Consider the following 26,466-nt stretch of genomic DNA (forward strand, 5'->3'; position numbering starts at 1 on the left):
TGGGACGCCGATTCGACTACTCCGGAGCGGCGACGGTCGCGACGAAACACCTAACACCGTTCCCCGCAGTACAGCTACATATGTCCGACACCGTCGCGAGTACGGCCGGCACGCTCGACGGCCCGTCCGACGCCGTTTTCGTAGGGGCACCATAGCCCCACACCACCCACCCCGTTTCGACGGATGTATTGTCGGCGACCAGCATTCACCGAGCAACGACCGGTATCTCCAATGAACGACCACAGTTTCGACGACACGACGACGCACGGCCGACGCCCGAGACGGGCGGTGAGAGCATGAGTACGGACGCGCCGGAGCAGGAGGGTGAGGACGTCCGAGATGGCGAGCCGAGCCTCGAGGGCGGCTACGACCCCGCAGCGGTCGAATCACGTTGGCAACGTCGCTGGATCGACGCGGACGTCTACGCGTACGACGGCGATCCGGGTCAGGATCCGAACACGACCTACGCGATCGACACGCCGCCGCCGACGGTCTCGGGCAGCCTGCACATGGGCCACCTCTACGGCTCCACGCTGCAGGACTTCGCGGCCCGTTTCCAGCGAATGGCCGACGGCGACGTCCTCTTTCCGTTCGGCTACGACGACAACGGAATTGCCTCGGAACGGCTAACCGAGGAGGAACTCGACATCCGCCACCAGGACTACGAGCGACGCGAGTTTCAGGAACTCTGTCGCGAGGTCTGTGCGGAGTACGAGGCCGAGTTCACGGAGAAGATGCAGTCGCTCGGGACTTCGATCGACTGGAACAACACCTACAAGACGATCGAACCCCGCGTCCAGCGCATCTCGCAGCTCTCCTTCCTCGATCTCTACGAGAAGGAGCGCGAGTACCGCAAGAAGGCCCCCGCGATCTGGTGTCCCGAGTGCGAAACCGCCATCTCGCAGGTCGAGACCGAAGACGACGAGCGCCACTCGCACTTCAACGACATCGCGTTCGAACTCACCGGTGACGATGCACCCCGAGAGGAGTTCGTTATCTCCACGACCCGGCCCGAACTGATTCCGGCCTGCGTCTCCGTTTTCGTCCATCCGGACGACGAGGAGAACCAGGATCTGGTCGGCGAGACCGCTCGAATCCCGCTCTTCGGCCACGAGGTGCCGATCATCGAAGACGAGCGCGTCGACATGGAGAAAGGCAGCGGCGTCGTCATGTGCTGTACGTTCGGCGACCAGAACGACATCGAGTGGTACCAGGCCCACGACCTCCCGCTGCGCGTCGCGATCGACGAGTCCGCGACGATGACCGACCTCGCCGGCGACTACGAGGGGCTCTCCACGGAGGAGGCCCGCGAAGAGATCGTCGAGGATCTCGAGGAGGAGGGCTATCTCCGCGACCGCTGGGAGATCACCCACGCCGTCGGCGTCCACGAGCGTTGTGACACGCCCGTCGAGTACCGCGTCTCCAAGCAGTGGTACGTCGAAATTCTGGATCACAAGGAGGAATACCTCGAGGCCGGCCGGGAGATGGACTGGTACCCCGAGAAGATGTTCACCCGCTATCAGCACTGGATCGAGGGCCTCGAGTGGGACTGGCTGATCTCCCGCCAGCGCGACTCGGGGATCCCGTTCCCGGTCTGGTACTGCGAGGAGTGTGACAACGAGATCATGGCCGAGCGCGAGGAGCTGCCAGTCGACCCGCTTTCGGACGAGCCGCCGGTCGACGCCTGTCCCGAGTGCGGCCACGACGAGTTCGTCCCGGAAGAGGACGTCTTCGACACGTGGGCGACCTCCTCGCTGACGCCCCTCATCAACGCGGGCTGGGACTGGGACGCGGAGACCGAGGAGTTCGCCATGGACAACCCCGAACTCTACCCGTTCGATCTGCGTCCGCAGGGCCACGACATCATCTCGTTCTGGCTGTTCCACACGATCGTCAAGTGTTACGAACACACCGGCGAGGTGCCGTTCGACGCGACGCTGATCAACGGCCACGTGTTAGACGAGAACCGCGAGAAGATGTCCAAATCGCGGGGGAACGTCGTCGAACCCGATGCGGTGCTCTCGGAGTATCCGGTCGACGCCGTCCGATTCTGGGCCGCCAGCGCCGCCGTCGGCGACGACTTCCCCTACCAGGAGAAGGACCTGACCGCCGGCGAGAAGCTCCTGCGAAAGCTCTGGAACGCCTCGAAGCTCGTCGACACCCTCGCTCCCGCCGAGCCCGAGGAGCCGGCCGAACTCGAGGCGATCGACCGCTGGCTGCTCGCAGAACTGGACGACGCCGTCGAGACGCTGACGACCCACCTCGAGAACTACGAGTTCGCGAAGGCTCGCGACCGACTGCGAACGTTCTTCTGGAACACGTTCTGTGACGACTACCTCGAGATCGCGAAGGGCCGCGAGGATAACCCCTCGACGCAGTACGCGCTTCGAACCGCCCACCGCACGTTCCTCGAGCTGTGGGCGCCGTTCCTGCCACACGTCACGGAAGAGATCTGGCAGGCGGTGTACAGCGATACCGAGGGGAGCCTCGCCGAGACCAGCATCCACACGCGCGACTGGCCCGCACCACGGGGGTACGAGGCCGATCTCGAGGCCGGCGAGACCGCGATGGAGGTCATCTCGGCGCTGCGACGCTACAAGAGCCAGAACCAGCTGCCGCTGAACGCCGATCTCGAGTCGGTGTCGGTCTACGGTCCCATCGAGGGCTTCGAGGACGCCATCCAGAACGTGATGCACGTCCAGGAACTGACCGTCCTTGAGGACGAACCCGAAGTGACGACCGAGGTCGCGAACATCGACCTCGACTACTCGACGCTCGGACCCAAGTTCGGCTCGAAGGTCGGCGAGATCGACGCCGGGATCGAGAGTGGTGAGTACGAAATCGACGATGGCGCTGGTGTACTGCGAGTCGCCGGCGAGGAACTCGAGGATGACCTGTTCGAGGTCGAACTCGAGCGCACCTATTCCGGCGAGGGCGAAATGATCGAGACCGAGTCGGCGGTCGTCGTCCTCGAGTAACGCCACGGCTCGTTACCGCTCTTCGTTCTGCCGTATCCGCGTCCAAAAGCGTTGACTGCGCGGTGGTTCGCGTATTGGACACTTCGCTACCCGTGTAGGTCCCAATTCCAGATACTAACGAAATTCGTGGGTACCATAGCACATTACCCGAAACATTCTGGAAATTAGTACGGTAGTAACAGAACGTTTATGTCATCGTTCACCCATTCGTGATGTGTGCTCTGCTGAAGTTGCCGTTCGACGACAAGTCGTGAGTAGCCGTGTAAGCCGAGTACAGAGCACTATGAAGACAGAAACCTCGAACGTGAAATCTTCGAACAGCACCGCATCCCTCTCCACGAACGCCGTCTTCGACATACTACTCGAAGAACAGCGACGGGACGCGTTGTCGTACCTCTCACAGAAAGTTGGGGCTGTGTCAGTCGACGAACTCGTCGAAGGGATCGCCCACCGCAACGGTGACCTGACACCGGAACGACTCGAGGCGATCTCGACTCGATTCCACCACGCCCACCTGCCGAAACTGATCGACTCGGCCGTCGTTCGATACGATCCGGCGACCGGGACGATCGAGCGTCGCGATGCGGCTCGAATCCTCGATCCGTACCTCGAACTGGCCTCGCTCGAGGACGGACGACAGCCACGGTCGGCGTAGTGTCGCTTGGGGGATTCAGGTCGCACGCGACGATTGGACCTTTTTGGCGCAGGTCGCGAGCGCGAGAAACAGCGCGAGCAGCGTAAACGTCACTTCCCCGGCGGCGACGACGCCGAGCGCGTCGGCCCCGAGATACATCGGTTCGTCTCGAGCGACGGGGATCGAGGTGTGATGCGGGTCGCCGACGATCGGGACGAAGTAGTCGACGATCAGGTTGCTCGCGTACCAGACGAGCGCGACGGCGACCGCCCAGACGGGGAAGTCGGTAATCCGGTGGAGGACGAACGCCTGGACGACCATCGCGAGGTGGCTCCAGAAGAGGAACTGAAACATCAGCGGATGCAGGTAGCCGTACGCGTCGGAAAACGCGAGCAGCGTGTACGGCGTCCAGAGTCCGAGGATGATGTTTCCGAAGAACGCCAGCGACGTCAGCCACGGCTGCTCGTAGCCGAGTTTCCACGCGGCGACCGCGAGCGCGATGAACAGCGTCGCCATCGGGCTGTCGGGCACCCACGGCCACATCACCGCCGGCGTCTCGGCGAACTGCCCGGAGTAGTACCAGAAGCCGAAGGCCGTCCCCGCGAGGTTGATCGCCACGACGAGCCAGGCGAACCGAAGGCCGAGGTCCTCGAGTCGCTTCGGAACGGGTGCGAGATACGTCGGCAACGGGTCACGGTCAGGCAGCCGGGTCGTCGCGGACATCGTTTCACCTGTCGTGACGGTCGACACTCGCAAAACAGTAGCGGTTGTCGAGTATCACTCATGCACGGAAAGACAAGTACGTCACGTCGGCCCCGTCCGAGTTCGCTACACCGACCGTCCGTTACTCGGTCGGGTCGTCCGCGTCGCCTCGTCGGCGCAGCCACTCGAGGCCGAGGGCGCCGCCGACGAGTCCCGCACCTGTGGTGAAGCCCGGAACGCCGTCTGTATCTCCGTTGTCCTCGGCGTCGGTCGTCCCGTTCTCTGTCTGATCACCGGTGTCGGTATCTCCGTCGTCACCGCCATCATCTCCGAGAGACCCGTCGTCGGAACCGGTGAAATCGTCGCTCGAATCGTCCTCACACTCGGAGTCGGACTCCGTGTTCGGGCAGTCGGAGTCACCATCGTCCGCGTCTCCGTCGTCTTCCTCGCCCGCATCGCCGTCCGCGTCGTCGGAGGCTTCCTCGTCACCGTTCGCGTCGTCGCTCTCGCCCGCGTCTCCGTCGCCGGAGTCGTCGGAATCCTCATCCTTCCGCTCGTCATCACCGTTCTCATCGCCTTCGTCAGCCGCGTCTTCGTCGTCTACTCGCTCGCGGAGCGCGACGAGTTCGCCGTCGTTGTCGACATAGATGGTTTCCCCGCTGATCGCACGAATGTGTCCGATCGGTGCGTCGTCTTTCGAGATCGTCCACTTCTCGCTCCCGTCGCGTTTGTCGAGCGCGACGAGTGTCTGATCGTACTCACGGTCTCCATAGTTGTGGCCGTCCACCTGAAAGTAGACGTAGATGGTCTCGCTACTGATAACGGCCTGTCCGTAGGTGTACGTAACGTCGATTGTCCAGTCGTACTCGTCGCCGTGGATCGAGTGGCTGCCGTAGCCTTGATCGTTTCCTCCGATCACGGATTCGTTGCTGAGTGTCGGTCCGGATCTCACCGTGGGTAGATTCATCATCTCGCCGGTTTGTGCATCGTAGAGCGCGAGTTCAGGGCCCGACCTCTCGCTGAGAACCCCCGTCTCCGTCGCGTAGATACTTTGGTCCGTGATACCAGAGTACCACGTTTCGTCTCGCCAGACGGTCTCTCCGGTCGTGGGGTCGAAAGCGAACGTTCCTGTCTCCGTTCCGGCGTAGACGACGCCGTTCGCCGCGGCGGCTCCGGTGACGAATTCGGACTCCCGTTCGTCACCGTCGGTCGACTCGACGACGGCCGATTCTTTTCGCCACTGGACTGACCCGTCGTCGGTCTCGAGCGCGTAGAGTGTGCCGTCGGCGACGACGAAGACGCCGTCGTACGCCACCGTGTGGCTGCTCGTCCACTCTTCGGGATCGAAGTCACTCTCCCAGCGGACGTTGCCGTCGTCCCGGTCGAGCGCCACGATTTCGTCGCCGCCAAGGTAGACTCTCTCGCCGGCTACCACGGGGTCGCGCGCGTCGATGTCGGTGTTCTCCCAAACGAGCGCGCCGTCCGCCGCGTCGAGGGCGACGACCCCATCCGCGGTCGTCGTATACACGATGTCGTCGGCGACCGCGACGGTGCTGTCGTGATTAACGGACCAGGCTGCTTCGAGGGATTCGCCGTCGAACTCGTGGCCGTCTCGGACGAATCTGGCGTGTCCAGCGCCGCCGCGGTACGACGCCCAGTCTTCGTCCGCCCCTGGATTTGGATCCAGGTCCGGATTTGGAAGGTCATCGACGCGGTCGTCGGCTTCGGACGCACCCGCTGTGATCGACGCCAGCCCACCGGCCGAAAGTGCTGCACCAGTTGCCAGTACCGAACGGCGATGCCATTCTTCCATACCATCGCCGGTGTCGAGTACTGTCGTTGCTATACCGTTTCTAATCCGAATTGTTACCCATACAACTGTTTCAGATACCTTCCCCCCGCGCTTTAGCGGGTAGGGGACGTCGATGGTCACATGCACTGCAGGTCCGACGGCCGAACTCGAGTCACCCTCTCGACCGGCCACGAGATCGCTCTGCCGCTCGAACTCGAGTTCGCGCTCGGCGGCGTCACGGTCCCGGCGCGGCGTGATCGGCTCGAGGCGCTGTTGCCGCCAGGGCTCTCTGCGCTCGCGATCGCACCCGGGATCGGTTGCGTGACGTTCGTCGGGATTCAGTACCACCGCGTCGGTAGCGGACGAAGCGACGGCGAGGATGCGAACGACGGCGAGGCGGGTCTCGAGCCCTACGACGAGTTCGCGGTCATCGTCCCGGCCGTTCGCGGGAGTCGGACGGCGCTTCCGTTCGCTCAGTTGGCCGACGGCGAGGTCAGTGGCTACGTCCACTGGCTGCCGGTGACGACCGACGCGTCGGTCGCGCTCGGGCGCGAGATCTGGGGCTACCCGAAGGAGCGAGCCGATATCACGGTGACTGACGGGCCGCGAGGGCTGCGAGCCGTCGTCGGAGGGACCGAGACGCCAACCGTTCGCCTCGAGGTCCCGCGCCCGCGAACTCGAGCGACCACTCGCGATCGCGACTGGACGATGTGGAGTTACACGACGAAAGACAGCGACCTGCTGCGAACGCGAGCCGAGATTCACGGCGAGATCGCGCTCGGCTCGCCGATCGGGACGGAACTCGAGATCGACTCCGAACTACGAGCGACGCTCGGCTGTTGGAATCGCCCGCTCGCGCGTCTGTACGGCTCCCGGGCCCGGGCGCGACTCCACGCGGGCGCTCCGGTCGATGCATTGTGAGTCTTCAGTTAGTCTTGCGAGAGCGATTCTGCTGATCCACCTCGCAGCGTTTCGGTTCGTCAACCAGTCGTATCCGGAACGGATACGCGTAAGTGTGGTGGCTCCTAACGGCGCAGTATGTCCGAGACTGAGACTGATCTCGAGGAGCTCCGACGCGGGACCGACCTCGTCAAGCGCGGATTCGCCCGGATGCAGAAAGGCGGCGTCATCATGGACGTCGTGAACAAAGAGCAGGCCCGAATCGCCGAGGACGCCGGCGCCGTCGCCGTCATGTCGCTCGAGGCCGTCCCCGCGGATATCCGCAAGCGCGGCGGCGTCGCTCGGATGGCAGACCCCGCGGACGTCGAGGAAATCGTCGACGAGGTCTCGATTCCGGTGATGGGCAAGTCCCGCATCGGGCACACGAAGGAGGCCCAGATTCTCGAGGCCGTCGGCGTCGACATGATCGACGAGTCGGAAGTGCTCACCCCCGCCGACGACGCCTACCACATCGACAAGCGCGACTTCACCGCACCGTTCGTCTGCGGAGCCCGAAACCTCGGTGAGGCCCTGCGACGGATCGACGAGGGCGCGGCGATGATCCGAACGAAGGGCGAAGCCGGCACCGGCGACGTCAACCAGGCCGTCCACCACCAGCGCACGATCAAGGGCGCGATCCGCGAACTCGAGGGCATGAAACACGAGGAGCGCGAGGCCTACGCCCGCGAGATCGAGGCCCCCGCGGAACTGGTCCACGAGACCGCCGAGATGGGGCGACTGCCGGTCGTCAACTTCGCGGCGGGCGGGATCGCGACGCCCGCCGACGCCGCGCTCATGATGCACCACGAGTGCGACGGGATCTTCGTCGGCAGCGGCATTTTCGGCGCGGAGAATCCGCCAGAGATGGCCGAAGCGATCGTCGAGGCGACGAACAACTGGGACGACCCCGAGACGCTCGCCGAGATCTCGAAGCATCTCGGCAAAGGGATGAAAGGCGACGCGAACGCCGATCTCGCCGAAGAGGAGAAGCTGCAGGGCCGCGGCGTCTGATCGCTCGCAGGCGAAAAATCGTTTCTCCGTTACTCCCGATTCGCGACCGTTCGGCAAGCACCTCCGTTTTCTCCGTACGCCGCCTACAGTTCGTATGAGCCAGGCATCGTCTTCGTCCACGTTCGAGCAACTGTCCGAGAACCTCAAAATGGGTGCCATCCGGTTACTCGAGGAAACCACCACCGACGAGTCGGACGAGACGCTGTCGACGACGGCGGCCGAACTCTGGGACGTCGTCGAGGAAGTCGAGGACCTCTTCGGGACGATCGACCTCGAGAAGTTACCCGACGTCGTCGAGGTGTCGGCACTGCCGGATCTTCTCGACCTGGACGAACTCCCGGAGGCAATTCGCGAGCGGGATCCGGACGTAGCGTTGGATCTCAGCACGATCCGGCACGTTATCCACCTCCGAGAGCTCTGGAACACCGTCGACCTCGTCGATTTTCAGAAGGAACTACGACAGCTCAAAGCCGAACTCGAGGACGTCGTCGGCCCCGACGCACTCGACTCCTCCGGCGACTCCGAAGCGGCTGCCGACGTCGAGTCGTTCGTCGACGAAGTAAAAGCCGACGCGCCGGATGCAGCGCTCCAGCAACAGGCGAAGAAGGCGGCGAAAGCGGCCCGAAGAGGGGTTCTCGAGGGCCACACGAAGTTCGAAGAGCTGTACGAGTCGAAACAGCGCGGCTCGGGCTACGCCGGCCGACGACCGGTCTCGAACAATCCGACGACGGTGTCGTCGGTTCCCGCCGGTCCGCTGCCAGCCAGCGTCTCCACGCGCGTGTCGACCGTCCCGAGCAACGTTCGCGGGGCGAAGGTCGATGCGCTCCCGCGGATCTACGGCCGGCGCTGGAAGACGGCCCGCGGCTCGAAGCGGTGAGCCGCGACCAGCGGGCCTCACCACCACGTCCGCGGTGGCGGAACGAGCCCCACACCGACGAGTCCGAGAAACGCGAGGTACGTTATCGCTCCGCCACAGAACAACGATAGCACCACGGTTGGCGCGATCGAAGCGCCGACGGCCACGACGAGCAACGCGAGGACGACGGACGCTGCCTGTACTACCGGTCGTTCCCAGTACTCTCGAACGGTAGCCACGTCTCGAGCGGCGACGAGTTCGAACGCAATCGTCCCGAGTCCACCCAGGGCGAGCGCGAGCGGCGACAGCGACGCGTCGACCAGAACGAAGGCGATACCGACGGCGGCGAGAACGAGTATCGTGAGTGCGGCGTCGGTTCGGGCTCCCATCGGTGGCTACTCGAGGCGACGGTGACGATCAGTCCCGGTACAGCCGCGCACCCTCGCCGACGTGAGTCTGATAGGCGCGGCAGTCGATACCGCTCGCCTCGAAGGCGTCGACCATCGCGCCGGCGATGTCCCGTTGCTCTTGCTGGTGACAGACCGCGAGGATACCCGGGCCGGCCCCGCTGACCGTGACGCCGGTCGCGCCTGCCTCGAGGGCGGCCTCGCGGACGTCGTCGTAGCCGTCGATCAGCGCGGTGCGCCGGGGCGTGACGATGGCGTCGTTCATGCCGCGGCCGACGAGCTCGGGATCGTCCCGGGTCATGCCGACGGTGAGCGTAGACGCGTTGCCGACGGTGTCGACGACGTCCGCGAGTTTGGCGGAGTCGGGAACGACGCCGCGCGCGTCGCGCGTCGACACGGACTGTTCTGGGAGACAAGCCACGACGGGGATCCGCGCGTCGACCTGCGTGACGTCGTCGTCGGTGACGACGGTAAAGCCGCCCAGCAGCGACGGGGCGACGTTGTCGGCGTGGGCCTCGCCGGAGACGAGCGCCTCCCCTTCGGCGGCGATCGGGACGAGTTCCTCCCGCGAGAGGCCGCGGTCGTAGAGCGCGTTGAGCGCGACGGCCGCCGCGGCCGCGCTCGCGGCGGACGAGCCGAGCCCCGAGGAAGGGCGGACGCCCTTGTCGATCTTGATGTGGGCCGGTGCGTCGAGCGCGTCGGCGACCGCGCCGACGGTGTTCTGTTTCGGGTCCTCCGGAATGTACTGGCTGCCGGCGCCGGTGATCGAGATGCGCGTTTCCGGCGCGCGTTCGACCCGAACCACGTCGGCGGGCGTCTCGAGGGCGACACCGAAGACGTCGAAGCCACTCCCGAGGTTCGCGCTCGTCGCCGGTGCCCGCACGGTGAGCATGCCGATTGCTTCCGAGACTGCAGGCAAAAAGGTAGCGGACCGCGACGGCCCGGAAGCGCGCGATCCGCCGACGACGGTCCGATCGAATGCGAGTGACTCGAGGCGCTGGCGAATCTGTTCGCCGGATTCGACCGAAACGATCTCGCTGCCAACACCGTTCTACAGCGCTCGGAACGATCTCGTCTCAGTAACTGACGGCGAAAACAGAGAAAACGGATTCGAGACGTCTTCGATGGATCGTCGACGGTGGGCCCGTGGACGATCGGCTATCGCGATTCGGCCCGGCGCGAGAGCGGGACCTTATTCGTCGTCCGTGTTCCCGAACGTGAACACGTCGTCGTCGTTCTCGACGGTGTCGTCCGCGTCGTCCTGGGTATCGGCGTTCTCGGTATCGGCCGGTACTGGCTCGGCGTCGGTTTCTGGCTCGTCGTCGGTCTCGGTATCCTCGACCGGCTTGAGCGGCTCTGCAGCGTTCTCTTCGACCGGCTCCGTAGCGCCCTCTCCGAGCGGATCGGTCGCGTCTCCGTTCGGTTCTCCTGCATCGCCCGCGAGCGGATCCGCGTCGTCGGCGGATTCGGTCTCCGGCTCGGCTGCCGGCTCGCCAGCCACGACGTCGGCGTCGCGTTCGTCGTCGATCCCGAGAATCTCTTCGGCACCCAGTTCGGTGGCGTCGCCCGATGACTCGCCGATGTTAGGCACGTGCGCATCCTGCTCGGTATCGGGTGCTGGTGCAGGTTCGGCGTCGGGTTCCGGTGCCGCCGCCGGCTCTGCATCCGTCTCCGGTGCGGGATCAGTGGATCTCCCCTCGCTGAATCCCGACTGCGACGTCGTTCCAGTCTCCTCGGCCTGGAAACCGGTCGATTGCGGCGTCTCCGAATCGCGCGTCTCGGCAGGCTCGCTCGTCTCGGGCTGGCTCGACTCGAGCGTGATTCCTTGACCCTGCCTCTGGTCGTTCGCCTCTGGTGTCTGCTCCTCGGACGCTTCGTCGCCGGTCTCGAGACCCGGCAGATCCGGATCGTCGTCCTCGTCGAAGTCCAGTTCGAGAGCCGCGCGGTCGGCGTCGGTATCGAACCGGTCGAGCGCCTCGGAGAGCTCTGCGGCCTGCCCGGAGAGGTTCGAAGCGGACTTCGTCACTTCGGTCAGTGCGGTGGTCTGCTCTTCGGCCGCTGCGGCGACGTTCTCGGCTTCGGAGGTCGTTTCCTCGGAGACTGTCGCGGCATCGTCGACCATCGCGACGACTTCCTGCGTCGAGGCGGCCTGCTCTTCGGTCGCCGCGGAGATTTCCTGGACACCGATGTTGGTCTCCTGTGCGAGATCGGCGATCTCCTCGAGCGCCTTCACGGCCTCTTCGACCTGTTCGCCGGCGTCTTCGATGTTCTCGCTGGTACCTGCGACTTCGTCGGCGGACTGTTCGGTCCGCTCGCGGATCGCCTCGAGGCGGTCTTCCGCCTCGTCGGCCGCTTCCGCGACGTCCTCGGAGAGGGCCTTGACTTCCTTCGCGACGACGGAGAAGCCTTCGTCGTCCTGGCCGCCCGCGGAGCGAGAGGCCTCGATGTTGGCGTTCAGCGCCAGCATGTTCGTCTGTCGAGCGATCTCGGAAATCGTCGCGATCAGCTCGTCGATCTGCTGGACCTCCTCCTCGAGCCGGCGGATCTCGTCGACCGCGCCGCCCGCTTCCGTCTCGATCTCGTTCATCGCGGCGATGGCTTCCTGGGCCGCCTGCTGACCCTCTTGGCCGGTGTCGACCGTCCGTTCCGCGATGTCTGCGACCTCGTTCGACGAGGCGGCGATCTCTTCGGTCGTCGTCGAGAGCCCGCTCATCTCCTGGTTGACCGACTGGAGCGACTCGTTCTGTCGCTCCGCACCGTCGGAAATCTCCTGGATCGACTCGGTGACCTGCTGGGAGGCGGATCGGACCTCCTCGCTCGAGGCGGTCACCTGTTCAGAGGCAGTCGCGACGTCGGTCGCGAACCGGTTGAGTTCGGCCACCGTCTGCTCGATCTCCTCGAGCATCTGGTTGAACTCGTCGGCGATCTCCGCCATCGCCTCGTTGTCGCTTTCGGCGTCCATCCGAGCGGTCAGATTACCGTCGGCGGCCGCCTCCATGACGTCGCTGTACTCGTCGGCTTTCTCCTCCAAGTGGCCGTTGATCTCTTCGACCCGCTTGCGTTCGCGTTCGGCGTCCTCGCGGGCAGCTTCGGCCTCCTCGATCTGTTCGCGGAGGGCGTCGCGCATCGAGTCGAATCCGTTGTAGAGTCGGCCGATGTTGTCGACCCGTTTGGTCTCTAAGTCGACGTCGAGGTCTCCCTCCTCCATCTTGCTCGCCTTGCCGGTGAGCCGATCGATCGAGACGGCCGTGTTCCGACCGAGCACGGCGCCGATCAGCCCGATCATGAGCACGCCGGCGAGCGTCGCGTAGATACCCCAGTCGTTGACCGTGTTGACGAACCCGTAGGCCTGGCTCTCGGGTTCGTGGGTCACGACGACCCAGTCGGTCCCCAGTACGCGCGCGGAACTGACGACGTAGTCCTCGTCGTCGCTGAAGTCGTATGCGGCGGTGTCGAAGCTCAGCGCGGAGCCAGGGACCTGATTCGTCCCGGCGCCCTCGGTTCGTGCCGGCTCGACGATGGTGTCGGCGTTCTGATCGCCGTAAGCGAGGCCGAGCGTCTCGTGGTCTTCGCCGTAGCCCTCGTTGTCGGCCATGACGTTGTTGTCACCGTCGACGACCATCGTCGTGATCCCGTCGTCGTCGGCGAGCCGGTTCGCGTGCGCCTCGAGTTCGGCCGTGTAGACGATCGCTCTGTCGTCCGCGTTCGGGACCGACAGCACGTAGGTCATCACGGTAACTTGCTCGTCGCCGAGTTCGCGGTCGACGGTGTAGGCGTCAGAGACCCACGGAACGCCCTCCGATTCGGCGGCTTCCTCGTAGGCTTCAGCAGGGACGCCATCGATCTCGTCGACCGTCGTCGGCTCTTCGCCCCCGGTGTCGAGGTTCGTACTCGCGAGGACCGTCTCGTCGTCGGTGTCGACGTAACTGATCGCGTGCGTGTCCGCATCGAGATGTTCCTCCCAGTCGAGGAACCGTTCTTCGATCGCGTCCGGCTCGTCACTGGCGACGACGTCCGACCAAGCGATCACCCCGATGGTATGTTCGTTTTGTTCGTTCCACATCTGCAGGTTCTGCGCTTCCTGACTGGCGAACGACGTGTGGTCGTCCTGCACACGATCCTCTACCTGATTCGTGATTCCAGCGGTCGCACCGAACCCGACCAGCCCAACCCCCAGACCGAGTATCAATAGCACGATCCCGAACTTGACCGCGTATCGACGGCGGATAGCTGATGGTACCAATCGTCGAAAGACGTCCATAGATACAGTAGGGGTGAGAGTGTCCCTACATAAATTGTCAGCCGCCGTTATCGGTGCTGATAATCGGTTATGGAAGTGGTATTTTCACCGAACGGAAAGATAGTTTCCCGTTCGGTCGAAAAACGCTCCTGCTGTGGTGAAATTTACTCTGAGGCGTCGTATCCGGGAACATCTTCCAATCCGTGCGATTCGTCAAAGCTGTGTTCACGCCGTTCGACCGTTGTGAGACACTCTCCACAACTGTTAAGAAACGGAGGTCGAAATCTCGGGTTAGTATGACCGAAGAGAGGTGCAGGGATGCACGTACTTTGTCGACCGCGTCTTCTACACTGGAGCGCCGGACACTCCTCAAAGCGGCAGCGGGTGGGGCGGCCGGTGTCTCGGTAGCAGGATGTCTCGATGCGTACGAAACCGTCGCCGGCTCGAGCGACGACGAGGAACCGATCACGATCGGGATACTGACGCCGGATCCGAACAGCGACTTCATCGGTCGATCGATCGAACAGGGAGTCGAACTCGCCGTCGACCAGCTCAACGACGAGGACGGCGTGCTCGGTCGAGAGATCGAGACCGTCGTCGGCGATACGAACGGCAGTCCGCTCGAGGCCCGCCGCCAGTACGATCGCCTCGTCCTCGAAGAGGGCGCAGATGTCACGATCGGAATGTTCGCGACCGAAGCGCTGCAGGGGATTATCGACAAGATCGCCGAGCAGGAGACGATCCACATCACGGCGGGCTCCGCGACGTCGTCCGTGAGCCGGCTCGTCCACGAACAGTACGACGACTACAAGTATCACTTCCGTGCCGGACCGGTCAACGACGTCACGCTGGGTGAGGTGCAACTCGACTTTCTGGACGAGATGGGGCCCGAGATCGGGTGGGATTCGGTCGCGATGCTGGCCGAAGACTACGCCTGGAACGACGGCGTGTGGGAGACGTTCGAGGAGAGCCTGCCGACCGACACGACCGACGTGACGATGTGGGACCGGTACTCGCCGGCGACCAACGACTTCACCGACATCTACGACGCCGTCGCGGAGTCGGGTGCGGACGCCGCCTACATTTCGACTGCACACACCGGAACGGACGCGATACTGGACTGGGCGACGGACCAGCGAGAGTTCGCCTTCGGCGGGATCCACGTGCCGATGCAGCTTCCGGAGTACTACGGCATGGTCGGCGGCGCCTGTCGGTACGGGGTCGGGTACGCCAGCGCGACGGCGACGAGCGAGCTGACCGAGCACACCCAGCCGTTCGTCAGCGACTACGAGGCGTTCCACGACGGGAGCACACCGGTGTACACCGGCTACATCGCCTACGACGCGGTCAACCTGTTCGCCGAGGCGGTCGAACGGGCCGACTCCCTCGACAGCGACGTCCTCGTCGAGGAACTCGAGGCCACCGAACACACCGGAACGACCGGGACGATCGAGTTCCACGATCGGGATCACCCGCACGCTCACGACGTCGTGTACGGTGAAGATAACGTCCACCCGGTTTTCTTCCAGTGGCGAGAGGACGGTGGGGAGGGAGTTCAGGAGACGATTTGGCCTCACGATCAGGCAACCGCAGACTACGTCGACCCAAGCTGGCTCTAACGCTGCGCCCCCCGTTTCCGCTACTTATTTCCATCGCGTATTGGCGATCATCGAAACTGTCGAATTAAACAGAAATAAACCGGACACCCGTTCTTTCACTTACCGATGGTGGCTACGAAGTCGACGTTCGTATACTAGTGTGAGTAAGTCACGCGGCATTCGCCCACAACTGTTAAGCAAGCTAGGAAATAATGACTGTTTGATATGCATGAACGAGAGTGCCATGGGAGGCAGGCGGGATCCAGGGTACGATCGAAGCCGGTAGATCGACGGACGGTTCTCAGAGCGACCGCCGGCGGCGCAACGGGGGTCGCTCTCGCAGGCTGTCTCAGTTCGTACGAGACGATTACGGGTAGCAGTAGCGACGACGAGGAGACGATCACGATCGGGATGCTGGCTCCCGAGCCCGAGAGCAACTTCGTCGGCCGCTCGATGGCCCAGGCGGCCGCGGTCGCCGTCGACGAACTCAACGAGAACGGCGGCATCGACGGCAAGGAAGTCGAGCTGGCGGTCGGCGATACGAACGGGAGCCCGCTCGAGGCCCGTCGCCAGTACCAGCGGCTCATTCTCGAGGAAGGTGCGGATGTCACGGTCGGCATGTTTGCGAGCGAGGCGCTCGTGAACATCTTGGACGATATCGCCGAGCAGGAGACGATCCATCTCACCGCCGGCGCGGCGACCCAGATCGCGAGTCGACGGGTGCACGAGGAGTACGATCGCTACAAGTATCACTTCAGGGTCGGGCCGACGAACGACGTCGACCTCGGTCGGGCACAGATCAACTTCATGAACGATATCGCGACCGATATCGGCTGGGAGTCGATCGCGGTGCTCGCGGAGGATTATCCGTGGGCCGACGAACCGTGGCGCATCTATCAGGAGCAACTCGCCGACACCCCCGTCGACGTCGTGATGGACGAGCGCTATCCCCCGGCGACGAACGATTTCTCGGAGATGTACGACGACGTCGTCGAGGCGGGCGCCGACGCGGTGTTCATCTCGACCGCACACACGGGTACCGACGCACTCCTCGACTGGTCGTATCCGAACCGTCCCGATCCCCAACCGCAGCCCCAGCCGTTCGCGTTCGGCGGGATCCACGTCCCGATGCAGTTGCCGACGTACTACGAGGACACGAACGGCGCGTGTCGGTACGGGCTGGGGTACTCGGCCGCGACGGAGGAAAGCGAAATCACCGAAGTGACGCCGCAGTTCGTCGATCGCTATTACGACACGTTCGGCACCTACCCACAGGATATGGGCTACTACACGTACGATTCGGTCGCGCTGTTCGCCGAGGCCGTCGAACGCACCGGGACGACGGAGACCGACGAACTGATCTCGGAACTCGAGGGAATCGAGTACACCGGTGCCACTGGGGCGGTCGAATTCTACGATACGGACCACGTTCACGCACACGATCGAGTGTACGACGTGGGCGACGACTCGACGGTCGGTATCTACTTCCAGTGGCAGGAAACCGACGACGGCGAGGGCGTCAGAGAGGTTATCTGGCCCGAAACGTACGCGACCAGCGAGTACGTGACGCCACCGTGGCTCGCGGACGGCTGACGGCCACTCCGCCGCTTCCGTCTCCGTCACCCCTGTGAGTCCGTCGACGGCCGGTATCGGTCGTCGCCCTCGAGACTCGCTTTCCAGTGGCGACGCTCAAAAAATCAGTTCTGATAGTCGCTTGCCAACAATTATCATAGGCGTCTGTGAACGGGGTGCAGTATGACCGGGGCCGAGGGCCACGATACGACGGGACGGACGCACTCGAGCGCGAGCGGCGGACGGCGACGATTGAATCGGCGGACGCTGCTCAGAACGACAGGGGGGACCATCGCCGGCGTCTCCCTCGCAGGCTGTCTTAGCTCCTACGAGACGGTCGTCGGGAGCAGCGCCGAAGAGGAGTCGGTGACCATCGGGGTGTTGGCCCCGGATCCGGACAGCGACTACATCGGCCGGTCGATCGTTCGAGCCGCGGAGGTCGCCGTCAGCGAACTCAACGAGAACGGAGGTATCGACGGCCAGGACGTCGACATGGTCGTCGGCGACACGAACGGGAGCCCGCTCGAGGCGCGTCGACAGTACCAGCGACTCCTCCTCGAGGAGGGGGCCGACGTAACGGTCGGCGTCTTCGCGAGCGAGGCGCTCATGAACATCATGGACGACATCGCCGACCAGGAGACGATCCATCTCACCTCCGGCGCGGCGACGACGGCGGCCAGCGGACTCGTTCACGACGAGTACGACCGGTACAAGTACCACTTCCGCGTCGGGCCGAACAACGACTCGGATCTCGGGCAGATGCAGGTCGACTTTATCGACGACATGGGCCCGGATCTCGGTTGGGAGTCCGTCGCGCTCCTTGCGGAGGACTACCAGTGGACCGAAAAGCCGTGGGAGGTCTACCAGGAGCAGCTGGCGAGTACGGGCGTCGAAATCGCCATGGAAGAGCGATACTCTCCGGCGACGAGCGACTTCTCGGATCTCTACGACGAGGCCGAGGCGGAGGGAGCCGACGCGGTCTTCATCACGACGGCCCACACCGGGAACGAGGCGCTCCTGGACTGGTCGTACCCGAATCGACCCGACCCCCAACCCCAGCCGCGGCCGTTCGCGTTCGGCGGCATCCACGTGCCGATGCAGTTGCCGGCGTACTACGACCTGGTCGGCGGGGCCTGTCGATACGGCGTCGGTCAGACGAGCGCGACGGCGACCAGCACGATCACCGACAAGACCCAGCCGTTCGTCACGGCCTATCAGGACGCCTTCGACGGTGCGAACCCGGTCTACACGGGCTATCACACCTACGACGCCGTCATGCTGTTCGCCCACGCGGTCGAGGAATCGGGGACGCTCGACGCCGACGACCTCGTCGGGACTATCGAGGACGCCTCGTTTACCGGCGCGGCCGGCACCGCCGAGTTCCACGACCCGAGCCACGAGTTCGCACACGACCTCGTCTATCAGCGGGAGGATACCCTCTACTTCCAGTGGCAGGAAACCGATGACGGCGAGGGCGTCCAGGAGGTCGTCTGGCCCGAGGAGCAGGCCACCGCCGACTACGTAACGCCGCCGTGGCTCGAGTAATTCCGCGGCAGACTGCGACGCTGAACCGGCTGTTCTCCGACGGACCGCTGTGTGTCTCGTAATGACGGACGCGAGCGACGGCGGAAGCAGGATAACTGCGAGATCGGGGACGATCTCCGCGTTAGAACAGGTAGTGCTCCTCTAGATCCTGCGGGAGAATAATCTCGATCTCGCCGTTCGATTCGTACTCGTGGACCGTCTCGACCAGCGTCTCGAACGCCTCGAGATCCTCGTCCTCGAGGCGGTGGTAGAACATCGACGTGATGCCCCTCATCTCGGCCGTCCGCTCGAGCGCTCGTTCGACGCGCTCGACGTCGGGTTCGCCGATGCGGGAAGCCAGCCGCGTGTTCGTGTTGTACCCCTGGACGGGCGGGCCGCCGGCGAAGCCGATCGAATGATACTCGTCGACGAGTTCGATCGTCGTCTCGTCGTACTGGCCGAACGGGTACGCGAAGTACTCGGCGTCGTCTTCGAACCCCTGGTCGATGAGCCACTCCTTCCCGTCGCGGATCTCGGCTTCCTGCTCCGCCGCGCTGAGTTCGGGCAACTGGGGGTGGCTCATGGTGTGATTCGCGACGCACCAGCCGGCGTCGTGGAGTTCGTGGAGTTCGTCGGTCGTCACCCGCGGGTCCCCGCCGGCTTCGCCGCGTTCGACGTAGTTGGGGTTGATGAACGTTACCGCCGGATAGCCGTATTCCTCTAAGATCGGCAGCGCCTTCGTGTAGTCCGTCTTGTGAGCGTCGTCGAACTGGATCATCACTTTGCCCGTCTCCGGACGGGGGGTGAAGTGGAAGTCGTCGAACCAGATCGTCCGATCCTGGCCCTCGCCCGTACTTATCTGGAGGTGCACTTCGTCGACGCTTCCCGCGTCGAACCCGTCGTCGACGTCTGTCACGCCGAAGTTGTACCGCTCGAGCGGTAGGTCGGGGGTGATCCCGCGCCGATACTCGATCGAGTTGCGTTCGCTGTCGACCAGCCGAAGCCACGGAACGACGAGGTCGTCCGACGCGACCGCGACGCCGGGTACGACCTCCGTCAGCTCACGCGACTCCGAGAACGTTTTTGAGAGTCTAGCACTCCCCGCCGTCACCTCGAATCGAGCGCTCTGCGAGCCGACGAGCGCTCGGTTCTCGTCGGCCGTCAGCGTGCCACCAGTGACGTCCCAGCGGTCGAGGTCCTCGAAATCGTCGTCGGTTCCCGCGGCGTCGGGGTAGTCTCGCGACTCGTCGCCGTTGCCGGTCGAGGACGATCCGTCGTCGCCGTTCCCCGAACTCGAGTCGAGAAACGTGGCGTCGGTACAGCCGGCGAGTCCAGCCGCCGCTGACGTTGCGACGGCGAGGTACGTTCGTCGTTTCATTGACGAGAGAACAGGTCAGCTACCACTATTGTTACGTAGCCGTTACTGTCCCTTTCCGAAAAGAAATCAGAATGTAAACGCTCGTTTGGCGACCGTTTCGCTCGCCGAACGGTCGGCCGAATGGCGGCCTACAGCCGTTGTACGGCCGGTTCATACGTACTGCTGGAAGTTATTTCCGGCGCAACCGCGAGCAGTCCTGCGGTTGCGCCGGGGAATCGGTACAGCAGGCCGTATCAGTCCTCGAGATCGTCGTCGTCGACTCCGACGGCCTTCGAGACGTCGGCGTCGTCGGGTTCAGCCCGTCCACCGACGACGAGCTCGCCGTCTTCGGTTTCGACGTAGACGTCGTCCGCGAACCCGCCCTCCGCGTGGGGGTGTTCGGGGTCCTCGAGCCGTTCGGGCGTCGACGGTGCCTCGGGGAGCCCCTCTGGCGGTGCGAACTGGCCGAGCGGGTCGTCGATCGTGATATCCCAACGCTCGAAGAACTCCCCGTAGCGGTCGTAGTGGGCCTCGAGTTCGTCAGTAGGAATCTCCATCATCTCGGTCCAGCCGTGGTTGTAGAAGTCGAAGTTGGCCTGAATGTGGGTGATTTCGCGCGCTTCAGCCTCCGAGTACCCCTCCTGGAGTGCCTTCAGATAGCTATCCATCGTCGCGTCGAAGAGCGCGTCGAGTCGCTCTTTTCGGTCGTCCGCGTGCTCGGGGTCGGCTTTCCCGAGGAAGATCTTGGTGTGCATCCGAACCAGTCCCGACGTCGCGACCGAGCGGACGACCGGCGTCTCGAGGGCCTTCCGAGAGGCGAAGTGACGGGCGTTTTGACGAAGTTTCATATGCCGGGTTAGGGTGGGGGAGGTCAATAACGGTTTGGCTAACGACGTACCCCGGTCGGGCGATCGGCGGGCACCGCTCGTCTGAGACGAAACTGTCAGCGATAACAGCAAACCTTGCAATATTCAGAATTGGAACGAAGGCGACGCGGCCCCGCTACCAATCGTTACACTATTCGGCCGATATGTCACGATCGTTGTCTTCAGTCTGGCGGCTGGACGAAATAGACGAGATAGCAACCCACTTTAACCCGCATTACGAACGTTCCGGATATGACCCAGTACGTGATCATCGGTGACGGGATCTCGGGCAGTTCGGCTGCCGAGACCCTCCGGGAAGAAGACCCGGATGCGAAGATTACCGTCATCACCGATGAGGGGGAGCCACTGTACAATCGGATTCTCATCAAGGAACACGCGAAAGGAAAACTCCCCGAAGCCCCCATCTCGATCCACGAGGAAGAGTGGTACGAGGAACGCGACATCGAACTCTCGCTCGACACGCACGTGACGAGCGTTGATACCGACGAGAACGTCGTCCACACCCACGACAGCGGCGACATACCCTACGACAAGCTGCTGGTCGCGACCGGCGGGACGCCGACCCAGCTGCCCGTCGACAACAGCGATGCAGACGGGATCCACCACTTCTGGACGTTCCAGGACGCACGCGGGATCCGCGAGAGCGCGGAAGCGGCCGACAACGCCGTCGTCGTCGGTGCCGGTCTCCTCGGCATCGACTTCGCCGCCGTCTGTGGTGCACAGGGCGTCGACGGCAAGTATCTGATGCGCGGCGACCGCTGGTGGCGCTACGCGCTCTCGGGCGAGGGCGCGGAGATCATGCACGAGGGTATGCGCGACGTCGGCGTCGAACCCGTCTTCGACAGCGGGGTCGACCACTTCGAAACCGACGACGACGGTGCCGTGACCGCGGCCGTCGATCCGAACGGCGACCGGTACGACTGTGACTTCGCCGGCGTCGCTATCGGACTGACGTTCAACACGGAGTTCCTCCGCGGAGCGGGTCTCGAGCAGGACAACGGCATCCTCGTCGACGAGTACATGCAGACCAACGTCGACGACATCTACGCGGCCGGCGACATCACGCGCTTCTACGACGTGTTGCTGGGCGAGCAGGCACAGAACGGCTCGTGGGGCTCGGCCAAAGAACAGGGCCGCGTCGCCGCGGTGAACATGGCGGCCGACGCCGAGGAAGAGGAGTTCCAGTGGGTCTCCTCGTACTCGATCACCCACTTCGACTTCCCGTTCCTCTCCTTTGGCCACCCGACCCTCGGCGACGAGCACGCCGAGCGCAAGTACAGCGACACCGAGTGGCGCCGCGTCGCGTTCAAGGACGGCAAGATCGTCGGCGGCGTCCTCATCGGCGATCTCTCGCCCCAGAGCAAGTTCAAACAGCTCATGCGCAACCAGCGCGTCGTCGCCGATCAGGCCGAGGTCCTCCTCGAGAAGCAGGTCGATCTCGACAACCTCGCGCCGGAACAGGAGCAGTAACGGCGACGTCGGTCGTTCGACGCCGTCGATTGTCACCGATTTTGCCGCCCGGTTTCCCGTCGATACCGTCCGAAGAGCGTTCGATCTCCGCGTTGGCACTTCGTTTCACCGATCTGTCCGCAACGGTTAAATAGTAAAACGACATTCGCTAACAATGAGCATGGCATCTTGTGACATTCTCCGGAGATCGCGACACCTCGAGCGAGTCGAGTCAGTGACGGCTGAGACGACCGTTCGTCACGTCGATCAACTCGATACGGAGACACTGGACGCATTTTATCGCGCACTGACGGCCGACCGGCCGGTTTCGGAGGCCGACGTCGACCTCGAGCCGGGCGAAGTGATCGTCTTCACCGACTACTACCGCGTTGCTCGCACCTGAGCGTTCTCGCGTCGCCCTCCCGACTAGTCGGAAGTATCGAAGCCGTTTTCCCCCGTGCGCGTCTTCGCTCTGGTATGAACGGCGGTAGCGACATGACCCTGGCGTTCGAACTCGAGGCGCTGAAAGAGCTCGCGTCGCCCGAGAGCGTCTTCGAAGACGCGAGGGGCTGGACCGAGTACATCGGCGTCGTCTCCGAGAAGCCCACCTACGTGGTGACGAACTTCACGCGCAAGAACCGCATCCGACAGGACTTCTTCTCCGGGCCGCGCGGCAAAGCCGAGAGCCTGGAGGGCGTCAAAGATCAGTTCGACACCGACCGCTACGTCCTGATCGCCTCGAGCGAGGAAGACGAACAGCTCGCCGAGGAGGTCGGCTGGGAGTACCTCGACGTCGAAGACGCCGCCGAGGCCGCCGACTGGATCGTCGCCTCGAGCGCCGACGACGAGGCGGACGACGCCGAACCGGTCCGCGACGACTGGCCCTGAGCGCCGCCCGGTTGCGATCCCACGGCCGCTAAACGTACCGCCCGATCGACTGCCCGTAGCGAACGGCTATCGTCCCGGACGTCCTCTGGAGCCTGTTGACCAATGAGCCCACCAGACGATACTCGAATCGACGGGGAGGTCGTCGAGGCGTTCGGCTCGCTCGGCAACCGAACCCGCCTCGAGATTCTGCTCGCGCTCGTCGAGGAGGAACGCGAGCGTCAGGAGCAGTGGCTCTCGCTGTCGTTTACGGAACTGTACGACGCGGTCGATCTCGAGAGCACGTCACAGTTTTCCTACCACCTCGACAAGCTGGTCGGCCGGTTCCTCGCCGAGACGGACAAGGGCTACCGGCTGACCTACAGCGGCGACAAAATCGTCCGAACGGTGCTCTCCGGCGTCTACGAGAGTACCCGGGCGTTCGACGACGTCGAAGTCGCCGGAGTCTGCGTCTTCTGCGAGGAATCCGCGCTCGTCGCCACGATGGATACGGAACGGTTTGTCGTCCGATGTGGGTCGTGCGAGGCGACGCTCGTGACCGACATGCTCCCTCGGAGTCAGACCAGAGCTCGGTCGGCGGCGGCCGTCGTCGACAGCGTCGGCTACCGGATCTGGAGCACCTACGTCCTCGTTCGGGGCGGTGTCTGTCCGGAATGCTACGGTCCCGTCGATACCGTCGTCGACGACTACGATCCGGACCGAGACTCGCCCAACGGTCGAACATTTCACACACTCAGTCACACCTGTCGCGAGTGCTGGCTGGCAATCCACATGCCGATCGAAGTGTCCGCAGCGTTTCACCCCGTAGCCGTCGCTTTCTTCTGGAACCACGACATCTCGCTGCCGGACTGTCCGATCTGGGAGTTCTTCGAGTACATGGTGACGGACGCGGTGACGACCGACGTTGCAAGCGTCGATCCCCTCGAGGCGACGGTTACCATCGTGCTGGACGACGAGACCCTGTGTCTCGGGATGGACGAGTCGCTGACCGTCACTCCCGAACCCGTGGACGTCGGCGCCGAACTGACGGTCGCCGACGATGAACCGAGAGATGCGGCCGACGACTCGCTCGTGGACGACTGATCTTCGCCGCTTCGTGAAGAGGTGACCGACTCAAACATCTTTGAGTAGTTCCGCTGTCAATATGTTTCAAAACAGACAATTATATCCGGGATGGCTGTCTGAGTGCCGTATGGTTCGAGTGATCGATACTGACGGACGCGACGGCGCGACGGAGGGTGGAGTATGAACGCGATCGAGCTCGAGGGGCTGACAAAGCGCTTCGGTGACGTCGTCGCCGTTGACGACCTCGATCTCACCATCGAAGAGGGCGAAATCTTCGGATTTTTGGGTCCGAACGGCGCCGGCAAGTCGACGACGATCGACATCTTGCTGGACTTTCTGCGTCCAACGAGCGGCACCGTGACCGTCCTCGGCCACGACGCTCAATCGGACGGGCTCGCCGTCCGGGATCGAATCGGCGTCCTGCCCGACGCCTATCACGTCTACGACCGACTCACCGGCCGTCAACACGTCAAGTTCGCCATCGAGATGAAAGGCGCCGACGACGACGCTGAGGCGCTGCTCGAACGGGTCCGGGTCGCCGACGCCGCGGACCGGAAAGCCGGCGGCTACTCGAAAGGGATGCGCCAGCGGATGGTCCTCGCGATGGCGCTCGTGGGCGATCCCGACCTGCTCGTGCTCGACGAGCCCTCGACGGGACTGGACCCCAACGGGGCCCGCGAGATGCGAGAGATCATCCGCGAGGAGAACGAACGCGGGACGACCGTCTTCTTCTCGAGCCACATCATGGAGCAGGTCGAGGCGGTCTGTGACCGCGTGGCGATCATCAACCGTGGCCAGCTGGTCGCCGTCGACACGATCGACGGACTCCGCGATTCGACGGAAACCGGCGAGACGCTGTACGTCTACGTCGCGGACCTCGACGAGCGTGTTCTCGAGTCCGTACGGGCCCTCGAGGGCGTCGGTAGCGCGTCGATCGACGATGGCCGCTTGCGGGTATCCGTCGACGGCGTCTCGAAGTTCGCCGTCTTGCACGCGATCGACGAAGTTGCCGCCGTTCAGGACTTTTCGGTCGTGGAATCGTCGCTCGAGGACCTGTTCGTCCGCTACACGAACGCGGGCCAGGAGGTCGAAGCGTGACGTGGCTCACCGTCGCGAAGAAGGACTTCCGCGACGCCGTCCAGTCGCGGGCGCTGTGGTCGCTCGTCGGTATCTTCGTCGTTCTCTCGGTCGTCTCCACGTACGCGTACGTCGAAGCGCCGGCGTTGTTGGGATCGCAGGCGGGGGCGACGTTCGGCGGCCTGATCTTCTTCACGATCGGGCTCACCGGGCTGTTCGTTCCGCTGGCGGCGATCGTCGTCTGTTACAAATCCCTCGCGGGCGAGCGCGAACTCGGGAGCATCAAGCTCTTGCTCTCCCTGCCGACGACTCGCGGCCAGGTCTTCGCCGGAAAGGTGATCGGCCGAGCCGCCGTTCTCGCGTTCGGGCTCAGCGTCGGTCTCGTGGTCGGTATCGGCTTCGGCTCCGTCTTGCTGGGCGAGTTCGACGCCCTCGCCGTGCTGGTGTTCGTCCTCGTCACGCTCTCGTTCGCGGCGATCTACGCGACGATCGTCGTCGGGATCTCGGCGACGACGGGATCGACTTCGCGCGCGACGACGCTGGCCCTCGGCTTCTTCGTCGTCTTCGAACTGCTCTGGGACGTGGTTCCGATGGGGATCCTCTACGTCGTCGAGGGCTTCTCGCTCCCGGCGACGATTCCCGACTGGGTGTATCCCGTGATGCAGCTTTCACCCTCGTCGGCGTACTTCACGACGGTCGTCGCCTTGTTGCCAGACCTCGCGGAGACGGTCGGTGCCGACCCGTCCGGTGCCGGAGCCGGCGTCGAGGTGAGCGCGACCGAGGCCGAACCGTTCTACGCGACCCCCGAAATCGGCCTCCTCGTCCTCGCTCTGTGGCTCGTCGTCCCGCTCGCCGTCGGCTACTATCGATTCGACGCGACCGACCTCTGAGACCTGAGCGTCGTCGGGTTTTCTCGAGTCGTCGCGCTTATGCCCGGGCCGGCCGAAGGGCGCCCAATGGCAGAGCCCCGCGTCCCGGGTTCCGGCGGCGATCGAACGCTCGAACTTCCCTGCGGGAAGTCCCTCGATCCACACCAGATCGACCTCGGCATGCGCGAGTACTCTTGTAGCTGTGGCGACGCCCACGCCGTCGTCACCGACGTCCATCCCCCCTCTCGATTCTTCCCCGAGTCGCTCGTCGAGATTCTTCAGGAGACGATCGAACCCGCCGACGAGTTCGAGGAGTTCGGCACGCCCCACCTGCTGGGCGTCGTCATGGAGGAGTTTCCCGAAAAGGTCGTCACCTACGACGCGAGCGACGACGGGAACGTCGGCTACGCGATGCTGTGGGTGACCGACTTCGACTCCCGCCGGCTCCACGAGATCGTCGTCGAACTCGTCGTCGAACTCATGGATCACGCGATCAGTCACGCCGAAGACGACAACGCCGTCACCGACTTCGAGTCACAGATGCTCGAGTTCGACGTCAGCGAGTTCGTCGAACAGTACCGTCGCCAGCGCGACTTCGAGAGCGAACACGACCGCGCATTATAA

22 protein-coding genes are annotated in these 26,466 nt (G+C 63.9%); 15 read left to right on the plus strand and 7 right to left on the minus strand.

Annotation, left to right across the window (positions count from 1 at the left end):
- Positions 1 to 188 precede the first annotated feature (188 nt).
- Both BLT08_RS00080 and BLT08_RS00085 read left to right on the plus strand, forming a co-directional pair.
- Complete coding sequence (locus BLT08_RS00080; RefSeq protein WP_090302782.1) at positions 189 to 2,978, plus strand: valine--tRNA ligase; 2,790 nt, start codon at positions 189 to 191, stop codon at positions 2,976 to 2,978.
- 283 nt (positions 2,979 to 3,261) lie between these two features.
- Positions 3,262 to 3,633 carry a DUF7344 domain-containing protein gene (locus tag BLT08_RS00085; protein ID WP_090302783.1) on the plus strand — a complete coding sequence of 124 codons (372 nt, stop codon included), beginning with the start codon at positions 3,262 to 3,264 and terminating at the stop codon, positions 3,631 to 3,633.
- A 15-nt stretch (positions 3,634 to 3,648) separates the two neighbouring features.
- Here BLT08_RS00085 and BLT08_RS00090 read toward each other — a convergent pair whose 3' ends face one another.
- Together BLT08_RS00090 and BLT08_RS00095 are read right to left on the minus strand one after the other, a co-directional pair.
- The gene (locus tag BLT08_RS00090; protein WP_090303877.1) at positions 3,649 to 4,335 is read right to left on the minus strand and encodes a DUF1405 domain-containing protein; all 687 of its coding nucleotides are present in this window, start codon (positions 4,333 to 4,335) and stop codon (positions 3,649 to 3,651) included.
- Between the two features lie 121 nt (positions 4,336 to 4,456).
- A complete protein-coding gene (locus BLT08_RS00095; protein ID WP_090302784.1) occupies positions 4,457 to 6,127 on the minus strand; it encodes a PQQ-binding-like beta-propeller repeat protein in 1,671 nt (556 codons plus the stop codon).
- Between the two features lie 120 nt (positions 6,128 to 6,247).
- Here BLT08_RS00095 and BLT08_RS00100 point away from each other — a divergent pair, with 120 nt between their 5' ends.
- The 3 genes from BLT08_RS00100 (at position 6,248) to BLT08_RS00110 (ending at position 8,933) form a co-directional block, all read left to right on the plus strand.
- Entirely contained in the window at positions 6,248 to 7,027 is a 780-nt protein-coding gene (locus tag BLT08_RS00100) for an acetoacetate decarboxylase family protein (RefSeq protein WP_090302785.1), read from the plus strand.
- Between the two features lie 117 nt (positions 7,028 to 7,144).
- Positions 7,145 to 8,056 (plus strand): pyridoxal 5'-phosphate synthase lyase subunit PdxS, encoded by a 912-nt coding sequence (pdxS, locus tag BLT08_RS00105; protein ID WP_090302786.1) that lies wholly within the window; start codon positions 7,145 to 7,147, stop codon positions 8,054 to 8,056.
- 94 nt (positions 8,057 to 8,150) lie between these two features.
- Positions 8,151 to 8,933 (plus strand): hypothetical protein, encoded by a 783-nt coding sequence (locus BLT08_RS00110; protein ID WP_090302787.1) that lies wholly within the window; start codon positions 8,151 to 8,153, stop codon positions 8,931 to 8,933.
- Between the two features lie 17 nt (positions 8,934 to 8,950).
- Here the strand turns inward: BLT08_RS00110 and BLT08_RS00115 are convergent, their stop codons facing one another.
- The 3 genes from BLT08_RS00115 to BLT08_RS00125 all read right to left on the minus strand — a co-directional run bounded on the left by BLT08_RS00115 (position 8,951) and on the right by BLT08_RS00125 (position 13,580).
- Complete coding sequence (locus BLT08_RS00115) at positions 8,951 to 9,301, minus strand: hypothetical protein (RefSeq protein ID WP_090302788.1); 351 nt, start codon at positions 9,299 to 9,301, stop codon at positions 8,951 to 8,953.
- Positions 9,302 to 9,329: 28 nt separating this feature from the next.
- Positions 9,330 to 10,211 carry a homoserine kinase gene (locus BLT08_RS00120; protein ID WP_090302789.1) on the minus strand — a complete coding sequence of 294 codons (882 nt, stop codon included), beginning with the start codon at positions 10,209 to 10,211 and terminating at the stop codon, positions 9,330 to 9,332.
- 300 nt (positions 10,212 to 10,511) lie between these two features.
- Complete coding sequence (locus BLT08_RS00125) at positions 10,512 to 13,580, minus strand: methyl-accepting chemotaxis protein (RefSeq protein WP_175529197.1); 3,069 nt, start codon at positions 13,578 to 13,580, stop codon at positions 10,512 to 10,514.
- Between the two features lie 275 nt (positions 13,581 to 13,855).
- On the opposite strand from BLT08_RS00125, the gene BLT08_RS00130 reads away from it, so the two are divergent.
- The 3 genes from BLT08_RS00130 to BLT08_RS00140 all read left to right on the plus strand — a co-directional run bounded on the left by BLT08_RS00130 (position 13,856) and on the right by BLT08_RS00140 (position 18,274).
- Positions 13,856 to 15,178 (plus strand): ABC transporter substrate-binding protein, encoded by a 1,323-nt coding sequence (locus BLT08_RS00130; RefSeq protein ID WP_245724117.1) that lies wholly within the window; start codon positions 13,856 to 13,858, stop codon positions 15,176 to 15,178.
- A gap of 204 nt (positions 15,179 to 15,382) precedes the next feature.
- Positions 15,383 to 16,750 carry an ABC transporter substrate-binding protein gene (locus tag BLT08_RS00135; protein WP_090302790.1) on the plus strand — a complete coding sequence of 456 codons (1,368 nt, stop codon included), beginning with the start codon at positions 15,383 to 15,385 and terminating at the stop codon, positions 16,748 to 16,750.
- A 162-nt stretch (positions 16,751 to 16,912) separates the two neighbouring features.
- Positions 16,913 to 18,274: an ABC transporter substrate-binding protein gene (locus BLT08_RS00140; protein ID WP_090302791.1), complete on the plus strand. Its 1,362-nt coding sequence runs from the start codon at positions 16,913 to 16,915 to the stop codon at positions 18,272 to 18,274.
- Between the two features lie 121 nt (positions 18,275 to 18,395).
- Here BLT08_RS00140 and BLT08_RS00145 read toward each other — a convergent pair whose 3' ends face one another.
- Together BLT08_RS00145 and BLT08_RS00150 are read right to left on the minus strand one after the other, a co-directional pair.
- Entirely contained in the window at positions 18,396 to 19,631 is a 1,236-nt protein-coding gene (locus BLT08_RS00145; RefSeq protein WP_090302792.1) for a polysaccharide deacetylase family protein, read from the minus strand.
- Between the two features lie 233 nt (positions 19,632 to 19,864).
- Positions 19,865 to 20,458, minus strand: coding sequence for a DUF6149 family protein (locus BLT08_RS00150; RefSeq protein WP_090302793.1), 594 nt, complete (start codon positions 20,456 to 20,458; stop codon positions 19,865 to 19,867).
- Between the two features lie 270 nt (positions 20,459 to 20,728).
- Between BLT08_RS00150 and BLT08_RS00155 the strand changes: the two genes are divergently transcribed.
- The 7 genes from BLT08_RS00155 (at position 20,729) to BLT08_RS00185 (ending at position 26,466) form a co-directional block, all read left to right on the plus strand.
- Positions 20,729 to 21,967 carry an NAD(P)/FAD-dependent oxidoreductase gene (locus BLT08_RS00155; RefSeq protein WP_090302794.1) on the plus strand — a complete coding sequence of 413 codons (1,239 nt, stop codon included), beginning with the start codon at positions 20,729 to 20,731 and terminating at the stop codon, positions 21,965 to 21,967.
- Positions 21,968 to 22,121: 154 nt separating this feature from the next.
- The gene (locus tag BLT08_RS00160) at positions 22,122 to 22,349 is read left to right on the plus strand and encodes a DUF7979 domain-containing protein (RefSeq protein ID WP_090302795.1); all 228 of its coding nucleotides are present in this window, start codon (positions 22,122 to 22,124) and stop codon (positions 22,347 to 22,349) included.
- Between the two features lie 74 nt (positions 22,350 to 22,423).
- Positions 22,424 to 22,834 carry a DUF7124 domain-containing protein gene (locus tag BLT08_RS00165; protein WP_090302796.1) on the plus strand — a complete coding sequence of 137 codons (411 nt, stop codon included), beginning with the start codon at positions 22,424 to 22,426 and terminating at the stop codon, positions 22,832 to 22,834.
- Positions 22,835 to 22,936: 102 nt separating this feature from the next.
- The gene (locus BLT08_RS00170; protein WP_245724118.1) at positions 22,937 to 23,914 is read left to right on the plus strand and encodes a winged helix-turn-helix domain-containing protein; all 978 of its coding nucleotides are present in this window, start codon (positions 22,937 to 22,939) and stop codon (positions 23,912 to 23,914) included.
- A gap of 162 nt (positions 23,915 to 24,076) precedes the next feature.
- Positions 24,077 to 24,994, plus strand: coding sequence for an ABC transporter ATP-binding protein (locus BLT08_RS00175; protein ID WP_090302797.1), 918 nt, complete (start codon positions 24,077 to 24,079; stop codon positions 24,992 to 24,994).
- A complete protein-coding gene (locus tag BLT08_RS00180) occupies positions 24,991 to 25,863 on the plus strand; it encodes an ABC transporter permease (protein ID WP_090302798.1) in 873 nt (290 codons plus the stop codon). Before BLT08_RS00175 ends, BLT08_RS00180 begins: the two co-directional genes overlap by 4 nt.
- A gap of 66 nt (positions 25,864 to 25,929) precedes the next feature.
- The gene (locus BLT08_RS00185) at positions 25,930 to 26,466 is read left to right on the plus strand and encodes a DUF5815 family protein (protein WP_090302799.1); all 537 of its coding nucleotides are present in this window, start codon (positions 25,930 to 25,932) and stop codon (positions 26,464 to 26,466) included.

It is taken from the genome of Natronorubrum texcoconense (assembly GCF_900100335.1).
Lineage (GTDB): Archaea > Halobacteriota > Halobacteria > Halobacteriales > Natrialbaceae > Natronorubrum > Natronorubrum texcoconense.

Bases quoted from the DNA above. Each gene is read 5' to 3' on its own strand.
- BLT08_RS00130 (WP_245724117.1), top strand. From the start codon at position 13,856: ATGACCGAAGAGAGGTGCAGGGATGCACGTACTTTGTCGACCGCGTCT.
- BLT08_RS00165 (WP_090302796.1), top strand. From the start codon at position 22,424: ATGAACGGCGGTAGCGACATGACCCTGGCGTTCGAACTCGAGGCGCTG.
- BLT08_RS00155 (WP_090302794.1), top strand. From the start codon at position 20,729: ATGACCCAGTACGTGATCATCGGTGACGGGATCTCGGGCAGTTCGGCT.
- BLT08_RS00090 (WP_090303877.1), bottom strand. From the start codon at position 4,335: ATGTCCGCGACGACCCGGCTGCCTGACCGTGACCCGTTGCCGACGTAT.
- BLT08_RS00110 (WP_090302787.1), top strand. From the start codon at position 8,151: ATGAGCCAGGCATCGTCTTCGTCCACGTTCGAGCAACTGTCCGAGAAC.
- pdxS (WP_090302786.1), top strand. From the start codon at position 7,145: ATGTCCGAGACTGAGACTGATCTCGAGGAGCTCCGACGCGGGACCGAC.
- BLT08_RS00085 (WP_090302783.1), top strand. From the start codon at position 3,262: ATGAAGACAGAAACCTCGAACGTGAAATCTTCGAACAGCACCGCATCC.
- BLT08_RS00185 (WP_090302799.1), top strand. From the start codon at position 25,930: ATGGCAGAGCCCCGCGTCCCGGGTTCCGGCGGCGATCGAACGCTCGAA.
- BLT08_RS00175 (WP_090302797.1), top strand. From the start codon at position 24,077: ATGAACGCGATCGAGCTCGAGGGGCTGACAAAGCGCTTCGGTGACGTC.
- BLT08_RS00150 (WP_090302793.1), bottom strand. From the start codon at position 20,458: ATGAAACTTCGTCAAAACGCCCGTCACTTCGCCTCTCGGAAGGCCCTC.
- BLT08_RS00115 (WP_090302788.1), bottom strand. From the start codon at position 9,301: ATGGGAGCCCGAACCGACGCCGCACTCACGATACTCGTTCTCGCCGCC.
- BLT08_RS00145 (WP_090302792.1), bottom strand. From the start codon at position 19,631: ATGAAACGACGAACGTACCTCGCCGTCGCAACGTCAGCGGCGGCTGGA.
- BLT08_RS00170 (WP_245724118.1), top strand. From the start codon at position 22,937: ATGAGCCCACCAGACGATACTCGAATCGACGGGGAGGTCGTCGAGGCG.
- BLT08_RS00100 (WP_090302785.1), top strand. From the start codon at position 6,248: ATGCACTGCAGGTCCGACGGCCGAACTCGAGTCACCCTCTCGACCGGC.
- BLT08_RS00120 (WP_090302789.1), bottom strand. From the start codon at position 10,211: ATGCTCACCGTGCGGGCACCGGCGACGAGCGCGAACCTCGGGAGTGGC.
- BLT08_RS00160 (WP_090302795.1), top strand. From the start codon at position 22,122: ATGAGCATGGCATCTTGTGACATTCTCCGGAGATCGCGACACCTCGAG.
- BLT08_RS00095 (WP_090302784.1), bottom strand. From the start codon at position 6,127: ATGGAAGAATGGCATCGCCGTTCGGTACTGGCAACTGGTGCAGCACTT.
- BLT08_RS00125 (WP_175529197.1), bottom strand. From the start codon at position 13,580: ATGGACGTCTTTCGACGATTGGTACCATCAGCTATCCGCCGTCGATAC.
- BLT08_RS00140 (WP_090302791.1), top strand. From the start codon at position 16,913: ATGACCGGGGCCGAGGGCCACGATACGACGGGACGGACGCACTCGAGC.
- BLT08_RS00135 (WP_090302790.1), top strand. From the start codon at position 15,383: ATGCATGAACGAGAGTGCCATGGGAGGCAGGCGGGATCCAGGGTACGA.